8 protein-coding genes are annotated in these 8,531 nt (G+C 43.4%); 5 read left to right on the top strand and 3 right to left on the bottom strand.

Annotated elements, in window-relative coordinates; genetic code table 11:
* The coding region (locus tag G327_RS0116235) for an ISAs1 family transposase (protein ID WP_019615856.1) at window positions 1-267 on the bottom strand (267 nt) is incomplete at its 3' end.
* Between the two features lie 655 nt (window positions 268-922).
* Between G327_RS0116235 and G327_RS0116225 the strand changes: the two genes are divergently transcribed.
* Window positions 923-1,726, top strand: a complete 804-nt coding sequence (locus G327_RS0116225; RefSeq protein ID WP_019615854.1) for a substrate-binding periplasmic protein — start codon at window positions 923-925, stop codon at window positions 1,724-1,726.
* 13 nt (window positions 1,727-1,739) lie between these two features.
* On the opposite strand, the gene G327_RS0116220 is transcribed toward G327_RS0116225, so the two are convergent.
* Window positions 1,740-2,624 (bottom strand): LysR family transcriptional regulator, encoded by an 885-nt coding sequence (locus G327_RS0116220; protein ID WP_019615853.1) that lies wholly within the window; start codon window positions 2,622-2,624, stop codon window positions 1,740-1,742.
* Window positions 2,625-2,736: 112 nt separating this feature from the next.
* On the opposite strand from G327_RS0116220, the gene G327_RS0116215 reads away from it, so the two are divergent.
* Both G327_RS0116215 and G327_RS0116210 read left to right on the top strand, forming a co-directional pair.
* Window positions 2,737-4,119: an MATE family efflux transporter gene (locus G327_RS0116215; RefSeq protein ID WP_019615852.1), complete on the top strand. Its 1,383-nt coding sequence runs from the start codon at window positions 2,737-2,739 to the stop codon at window positions 4,117-4,119.
* 169 nt (window positions 4,120-4,288) lie between these two features.
* Window positions 4,289-5,044, top strand: coding sequence for a type 2 periplasmic-binding domain-containing protein (locus tag G327_RS0116210; protein WP_019615851.1), 756 nt, complete (start codon window positions 4,289-4,291; stop codon window positions 5,042-5,044).
* 27 nt (window positions 5,045-5,071) lie between these two features.
* On the opposite strand, the gene G327_RS0116205 is transcribed toward G327_RS0116210, so the two are convergent.
* Complete coding sequence (locus G327_RS0116205; RefSeq protein WP_019615850.1) at window positions 5,072-6,073, bottom strand: D-alanine--D-alanine ligase; 1,002 nt, start codon at window positions 6,071-6,073, stop codon at window positions 5,072-5,074.
* A gap of 260 nt (window positions 6,074-6,333) precedes the next feature.
* On the opposite strand from G327_RS0116205, the gene selD reads away from it, so the two are divergent.
* Window positions 6,334-7,401, top strand: coding sequence for a selenide, water dikinase SelD (selD, locus tag G327_RS0116200; protein WP_019615849.1), 1,068 nt, complete (start codon window positions 6,334-6,336; stop codon window positions 7,399-7,401).
* 2 nt (window positions 7,402-7,403) lie between these two features.
* On the top strand, window positions 7,404-8,492 hold the full coding sequence (gene mnmH / locus G327_RS0116195; RefSeq protein WP_019615848.1) for a tRNA 2-selenouridine(34) synthase MnmH: 1,089 nt from the start codon (window positions 7,404-7,406) through the stop codon (window positions 8,490-8,492).
* Window positions 8,493-8,531 lie beyond the last annotated feature (39 nt).

Below are 8,531 nucleotides of genomic sequence, written 5' to 3'. Positions count from 1 at the left end.
AAAAGATTGTTCAATTTCACCTGCTTTTAAACGACAGATAACACGAGCAATAGTGTCATGCCGAGGTATCCCGGATTCAAAAGGACGATATTGACGAAGCCAATCAAGCTTTATATGGCCGAAGTTTTCAATATCCTCCCAGCCTTCAGAGCCAGACATAACGGCACTAATAGCGAGTAAAAGAATATCGAGTAAATTATGTTTCTTACATCGTTCAATACGAGGGTCTGAGATGGAATCGAAGTATTTCAAAAAAGTAGCGCTCATTATTATCACCAAATAGCGAATTGTTAGTATATGGTGATCAGATCGCTAGTTGGAGGAAAAGTTCAATTTATAATGATCTTGCCGTGTAAGGAATAAGGAAACAGCCAATGGTTAAGATGATTCAGAATAGACATTCTTTCCTGGTTTTCCGCTGTTTTTATCGGGCCTGTTATTTTAGCGGCTGTTGATACCTTTACTGTTTAGCTAATTAATTTAAGTAATTGAGTAATCTGTGATGAACGGCGTATTCCATACTCGTTTAACTTGTAATAATTGCTGTCAATCAGTCCATTAATTGAAGATGATTTCTACTTTTAAAGGACAAGTTATTTAGACTGTAATTATTCATTATTCTTTCTGCGTACAGAAAACAGGAGTTTATTATGGATTATGTTTCTATCAGCGTGTTAACTATTAGCGGTGTTATTTTTACTTATATGATGTACTTTTTTATTGATGTGATTATTAAATCGCATCATCAATAATTAAGATTAACCCGGTAAATTAAGTAATACACACCCAGTTTATGTTTTGTAAACTGGGTGTTTTTTTATGCGTAGTTTAAGATTCAGTCTCATTGCAGTTATAATGTTTGATTATATCTAGTTATTGAACAATTCTTAAATCCATGAACAATTAATTAAGGGGCGCTGTGATGTACGGTTGTTTACTGCCAGCTGCAGTGTTGTGCTTATATAGTGTCATTTTTCAAGTTGGAGCGGTGCAGCTGACTATCGCCTATGAAAATAAAGCGCAGCCGCCTTATTATATGGGAAATTCTCACTCTGTCCCTAAGCTGCAGCCCGGCATTACTGTGGAAATGATTCAGATGCTTGAACAGTCAATACCCGGGTTAGAAATAACGCTGCTTCGCCGCCCCTGGCCCCGTTGTTTAAAGGAGCTTGGTGCCAACTCCGTAGACGGCATCTTTAACGCAAGTTACAAATCCGAACGTTTACAAGCGGGCTGGTATCCCACCACCGATGGTAGTCACAGTGGTCCGATAGATACAGCTCGCCGAACAATTACCATCGCTTATTCACTGTATACTTTAAAAGATTCGCTTCTAAGCTGGGACGGACAGAATTTTACAAACTTGAATGCTTCGAAGATTGCCGCTCCTTTAGGTTATTCAATTGTTGGGGATTTAGAGAATAAAGGGATCACTGTAATAAAATCTCTAAGCTCTAGAATGACTTTTGAAATGTTGATACGCAGACGGGTAGAAGGAATTGTACTCCAGGAGGTGACGGGGGATGCAATATTACAAGCATACCCTAAGGAGTATCAGCAGGCGGCAAAGGTGACACCTGCCGTTGCGGTTAAGCCTTATTACTTAATGCTGTCGCATGGTTTTGTACAGAAACATCCGCAGTTAGCACAGCAGATATGGGACAGCCTGCGTGTAATAAGGGAAACACAGTTTTATGGAATTGCCTTAAAATACCTGCCGCGGTAATCAGGCTGGATTTTTATTTTTCTTTATTGAGTATCTCTTGCATTTCTGAGAGCATCCAGTCCATTATCGGTCCAACTCCCTGATCTAAACGCTTTACCACTCCCATTTCTACCAGTAATGAGTCTGTAATATTTCTAGCCGACAGCTTAGTTATCTGCTCACTGTACCATTGTTCATTGGCGATATGCTCGGGTATTAATGCCCATCCCAGGCCGCGGATCACCAGGGCGGTGATGTAATAGTAACTATCGATATGCCAATGGTTAGAAGAGATCGCTTTCGCCTGTGTTGCGCCGCTGCGGTCGCAGATCACCAGCTGACGGTAGCGGTTGAGATCTACTGCTGTTGGTTCATTAACAGCAGCTAAAGCGTGGGCGGGTGATACCACCAGTGAGTGACTGAACTGACCAATCGGCATAAACTGCAGTGAGTCAGGCAGGGTTTTTAAGTGAAATAAAATGCCTAAATCAGCCTTTTTTTTATCCACCCATAGGGGAATATCTTCTTGAGAGCCGTTAATGATGGTCATTTTTAACAGGGGAAATTCGATCGCCGCCAGTTGGAAAAATTCTTCAAAAGCCGCTATCGGTACCGCTTCGTCCATCGCAATCGTAAAGGAAATTTCCTCGCCGCTTGATACCGTTAATGCTCGTGACTGCAGGCGCTGGCACTGTTCTAAAACAGCTTGTGCCTCAATAAACATCTCTTCACCGGCTGCTGTTAACTGCGGTAGTTTTGTACTTCGATCAAATAAGACAAAACCCAGATCCGCTTCTAAATTTGCAACCGCAGTGCTGACTCGTGACTGGGCTTTACCCAGCCGTCTGGCCGCCGCTGAAAAAGAACCTTGCTTTACTGAGGTTACAAAGGCCTCAAGTTGATCCAGTGTCCAGTTCATATTTTCTCCTAAGCGCGCCGTTGTTCTATCCGAATAGCGGATAGCTACTAGCTTTCATCAATCTGATTATGAAGGATAATAGCATCTGTTTAATTTATAGAAAGGACTGATTGTGGAAATCATAGCCGCACAAAACAACAAAAGAGTCACTGCATCCGATAAGGCAATTATACGCTTATTCTGGCGCTATGCGATCCCGTCGATTGCCGCTATGCTGGTAAACGGCCTTTATCAGATTATTGACGGTATTTTTGTCGGTCACTATGTCGGTTATCAAGGCTTGGCCGCGATTAACATGGCCTGGCCGATAGTATTTGTGGTCAGTGGCTTAGGTTTGATGGTTGGAATGGGCTGCGGTACTTTAATTTCCATTAAGCGCGGTGAAGGTGATAATCACAGTGGAACTCAGGCACTGAGAGCCGCATTTGTTTTGATGATTGTGCTTGGTATTCTCTCTTATACAGTCTTGTCTTTGTTCGGCGGCAGCTTACTGCTGGTGCAGGGGGCTAACGATGTCACTTTTGAGCTTGGCTTACAGTATGTGGCCGTTCTGGCACAATATTCGTTGATCACTATTGGTGCATCGTCTTTACCTTTGCTTATCCGCAATGATCAGAGTCCGAATATTGCTACCGCCTTACTGGTATGCGGCGCAGTCATTAATATCGTTTTAGACTATCTGTTTATCGGCGTGATGGACTGGAAGCTGGAGGGAGCGGCTGCTGCAACGGTAATTGCACAGCTGGTTGTGTGCATCGGTGCAATACTTTATTTCTGTTCATCCCGTTCTGCATTAAGAGTTACCCGCGGCAGGTTAACATTCAATCCAAGGCTGATGGGACAGATCATTACTCTCGGCGCTTCATGTTTAGTTATGTATTTATATACCAGTTTTATTGTTGCTCTACATAATCGATTGTTTATGCACTATGGCTCTCCTTTAACGGTCGGTGCGTTTGCGATTGTTGGATATTTGATGACCCTGTATTACCTGCTGGCGGAAGGTTTAGCCGAAGGTATGCAGCCGCCGGTCAGTTATTATCATGGTGCTAGAGAGCAGAAAAATATAAAGCGAATAGTGCTGCTGGCGGTTAAGCTTGTGGTGGTATCCGGCTTAATCTGGCTGTTAGTGCTTAATCTTTTCCCAAATGCTTTAATCAGTCTGTTTAATAATAATAATGCTGCGCTAACAAATGAGACAATTACCGGGATCCGTCTGCATCTTTTTGCGATGTGTCTTGATGGATTTATTGTTCTATCGTCTGTGTATTTTATGGCGGTTGGCAAAGGGGTAAAAGCGCTGTCAATATCTATTGGTAATATGCTGATTCAGCTGCCTTTTTTATATTTCCTGCCGCAATGGTTAGGTGTCAGCGGGGTATGGCTGGCATTACCTTTATCAAATATTGCGCTGTTTATAATGGTTGCTCCTGTTGTATGGCAGGATATACATAAACGCAGGATGTCGATTCCGGCCACCGCCGGCTGCTCTTAGCGCAGTAAATAATAAGATTATATTGATTTGTTACTGCTAAATATTAAATATGCGACTACGGCACAATGCGAATGATGTTTTGCATGGTAAATTAACAAGCTGTTCACATGAACGTAGGCTGCTGAAAAAGAGTTTACAGTAGAATAAGCGCAGAGATAACAGATACAAGATGCCCTCAAATAGATTAAAACAAACATTACCCGGTATTGTGCTGATGATGCAGTACCTGCCGGGCGCAGTTTCGGCTGCACCGCAGACAGTAATAACCTGGACAAGCGAAATCTGGCCGAAAGTCAGCCAGAAGGACAGCCGCGGGGCCTATTTTGATTTATTAAATGCGGTTTACCCTGAGCCGCAGTTTGAACTTGTACATAGGTTTTTACCTTACAAGCGCGGAATTAACTTTGTCAGAGAAGGGCGAATGGATCTGTTTTCCCTGTGTAGTCCCGTCAGCGGCTTTATAAAACCGCAATATGCCTGGGCGCAGGAGAGCTTAGGTGCACTTTTTGATCCGCAGGTTATCAGTAACTGGCAGGGGACAGCATTGCATGATAAGCACACTGTTACTCTCAATAAAGAGATAAGTATATTACCTTTTGTACAGGGTATTAATGCACAACTTATCAAGACCGACAGCCGTACAAGATCACTTACACTACTGCGCAAGAAACGGGCTGATTTTTTTCTAGATTTTAAGATTAACATTGATTTTGAGCTGGACAAAAACAGCGATATCAAAATGTCTCAGTACAACTTTCAGCCTCTGCAGGTTATTACCTGTTATCCTGGTTTTTCATCTTCTACGAAGGGCTTAAGATTAAGCCGTTTATGGGATCAGGGAATTGAAAGGCTGCACGAATCAGGAGAACTAAAGAAAATTTATCAGAAATGGCAGCTGGAGTATCCGAATTTTGATGCGCAGTAAACTTTACTGCGCGCCTGTTAAAGCAGATTATGCAAGCTGCTCTTTGATACTGCTGTATAGGAACTCGGAGAAATTATCGCCGTGATTTTCGAGCATTTTCGGGAACATAGAAATCGGTGTTAAGCCCGGGAAGGTATTGATTTCATTAAGCAGTATTTCATTGTCCGGTGTTAAAAAGAAATCAATACGCGATAGGTGGCTTAATTTCATGCCTTTAAAGACTTTAACCGCATAGTCCTGGATCTGTTCGCTGGTTTCTAAGCTGATTTCGGCTTCAATTTTGGTCTCTGCCTGGCTGTTTGATGCGTATTTTTCATCGAAGGTATAAAAGGTGTTATCTGCGCAGATGATTTCACCAGGTTTAGTGGCAATAACTTCTCCGTTTAACTCATAAACGGCAACTTCGAGTTCACGGGCATTAATGGTTTTTTCTACCACTACATAAGGTGAATAAGTAAAAGCTTCCTGCAGTGAACTGCTTAGCTGCTCTTGAGCGTCAACGCGATAGCAGCCTACCGAAGATCCCTGTGAAGCCGCTTTGATAAATACTGAGCCCCACTCTTTTAATGCCGGCTCTGCCTGTGCAAGTGCCTGCTCATTATAATCGTTAAGGAAAAGGTAAGGTGTATTGGGAATATCCAGTGCGCTGAACCACATCTTGGCTGTCACTTTGTTGAAACAATTGCGACTTGCTTCGGAATTACAGCCGAAATAGGGCAGATTAATCAGCTCTAAATAGGACTGTATGTCTCCAGTCTCACCTGGATAACCATGAATACAGGGAATAACGTAATCAACAGGCCATGATTCTTTATCTTTATCAGCAAAGCGGATTTGTCTGCTGTTGGTGAGTTCGCATTCATCTCCCGCCTGGGTGCGGTACTGTCCATTACAGTCCAGTTCAATGCGTAGTACATTTATATCAGCAAGTTTAGCAAGAGACGTTTCAAAATAATCCGCTGACATTAGTGATATAGCATGTTCATCGCCGCCGCCGCCGCATAATAAAAGTAGATTTATCTGGCTCATTGTTACCTGATCTCCGACATAGTTAAATAATTTCCCGTTACTATGGCGTAATCGATATTTATTGCAATCTGTTTTGATTTCAAAGGTGAATTTACATCTGTTAAGCGTGCTATAAGGTTGTTTATTGTACTGTTAAGTTAGAGCAGAGATAAGACTGCTGCTGTTTTTCAGCATAAATAGTGCATTGAACTTTGTAACCGCCCCGCAGTTGAGTACAATCACTTCTCAGTGTTGTTTAATAATCCGATAAAGGTACAAAAATGCCAATAGATCATGAATCTAGTGATATACGTTTAACTCAGTACAGCCACGGTGCTGGATGCGGCTGCAAAATTTCTCCAAAAGTATTAGATGAAATTCTCAAGTCAGCGCTTCCTAAGTTTCAAGATCCCAACCTGCTGGTGGGTAATGAGAATAAGGATGATGCAGCCGTTTATGATCTGGGTAACGGTACCTCTATTATCAGTACCACTGATTTTTTTATGCCTATCGTTGATGATGCCTTTGATTTCGGACGTATAGCTGCAACCAATGCGATCAGTGATATTTATGCCATGGGGGGGAAACCTATTATGGCAATCGCGATTCTCGGTTGGCCGATTAATAAAATAGATGCCTCCGTTGCAGCTAAAGTGATTGACGGCGGGCGTGCCGTTTGTAATGAAGCGGGTATATCTCTGGCTGGTGGGCATAGTATTGACGCCCCTGAGCCGATTTTTGGCCTGGCTGTCACCGGCATAGTACCGACCAGTAAAATAAAACAGAACAGTCAGGCTAAAGAGGGCGATTTACTGTTTTTATCAAAGCCTCTGGGGATCGGCATTTTAACCACGGCAGAGAAAAAAGGTTTATTAAAAGCGCAGCACAAAAATCTGGCGCGCGATACTATGTGCCAGCTTAATAAAGTGGGCGCTGTGTTCTCCGGGTTAGATGAACAGGGCGACGGTGTTAGCGCGATGACCGATGTTACCGGTTTCGGCCTACTTGGACATCTTTCGGAAATTTGTGAAGGCAGCGGATTATCGGCTTCAGTCGATTTTTCAGCTGTGCCGACTTTAGACGCGGTGGCCGAGTATGTGGAGCTAGGCTGTGTACCCGGCGGTTCGCATCGCAACTTTGACAGTTACGGACATAAAGTTAACCCGCTTAGTGATATGCAGAGAACCATATTATGCGATCCGCAGACATCGGGCGGTCTGCTGATTTCCGTGGCACCGGACAAGGTTTCTGTATTGCTGGAAACTGCTCAGCTGCATTCGGTAATTCTGCATCAGATTGGCAGTATGCATCCAGTTTCATCCGACCAGCCTCTTATTTCAGTGGTCTAATAATGAATCAGACAGATCAACAATTATTTCAGTCGTTATTATTATCCGATACGCCGTTTATTGACCTGCGCGCACCGGTCGAATTTATGCAGGGGGCTTTTCCCGGCAGTGTTAATTTACCGTTAATGACGGATCGTGAGCGCCAGCTTGTCGGTACTTGTTATAAAAATAATGGGCAGGAAGCTGCGATAGTGCTTGGTCATAAACTGGTTGAGCATGATATAAAAAATAGAATCGCCGCTTGGGCTGAATTTAAACAGGCAAACCCCAGCGCCTGGCTTTACTGCTTTCGAGGCGGTTTAAGGTCGCGCTTATCTACTCAGTTTCTTAAAGACAACGGCACTGATATCAATATTGTGCCGGGCGGTTATAAAGCCCTGCGCCGTTATCTTATTGAAGTAATCGAACAGGCCAGCGCTCAGCCGTTGACGATTGTCGGCGGTAATACCGGGTGCGGAAAAACGCAGCTTATTCAAGAGCTGGATAACGGTCTGGATATTGAAGGAAGAGCAAATCATCGTGGTTCAAGTTTTGGCAAACAGGCGACGCCGCAGCCGAAGCAGATCAGTTATGAAAATCAGCTTGCAGTTGATATTCTGAGAATATCGGAGCACAGCAGATCACTGGTTATCGAAGACGAGTCGCAGTCAATTGGTGCGGTTCATGTACCGCTGCCGCTGTTCAGCAGTATGAAAACATCTCCGATGGTGGTGGTCGATGATCCCTTTGAAGTCCGCCTGGAGAGACTACGTTTTGAATACTGTACTTCTATGACCGAGAAATTCATTGCGGCCCGGGGTGAAGAGGCAGGCTGGCAGGCCTATGATGAATACCTGCATCGAGGGATTTATGGTATCCGTAAGCGTTTAGGTTTAGAGAAATTCAACAGCCTTAATATTGTTCTACAAAAAGCTCTAACCGAGCAGAAGAACAGCGGTAGTACACAGGGGCATCTTAACTGGATAACCCAGGTTCTTAATGATTATTACGATCCTATGTATCGATTCCAGCTTGATAAAAAGGCTGACAGAATACAGTTTAAGGGAACCTATCAAGAGGTTAAAGACTGGTTGACGGCTAATCAGAAATAAAAGTGCGCATTCGGCGTCTGCCACACTTTGTGTGCGTCG

It is taken from the genome of Psychromonas ossibalaenae ATCC BAA-1528, assembly GCF_000381745.1.
Taxonomy (GTDB): Bacteria; Pseudomonadota; Gammaproteobacteria; order Enterobacterales; family Psychromonadaceae; genus Psychromonas; species Psychromonas ossibalaenae.
The sequence above is the reverse complement of the archived record's forward strand: the minus strand, read 5'-3'. Positions and strand labels throughout refer to the sequence as shown.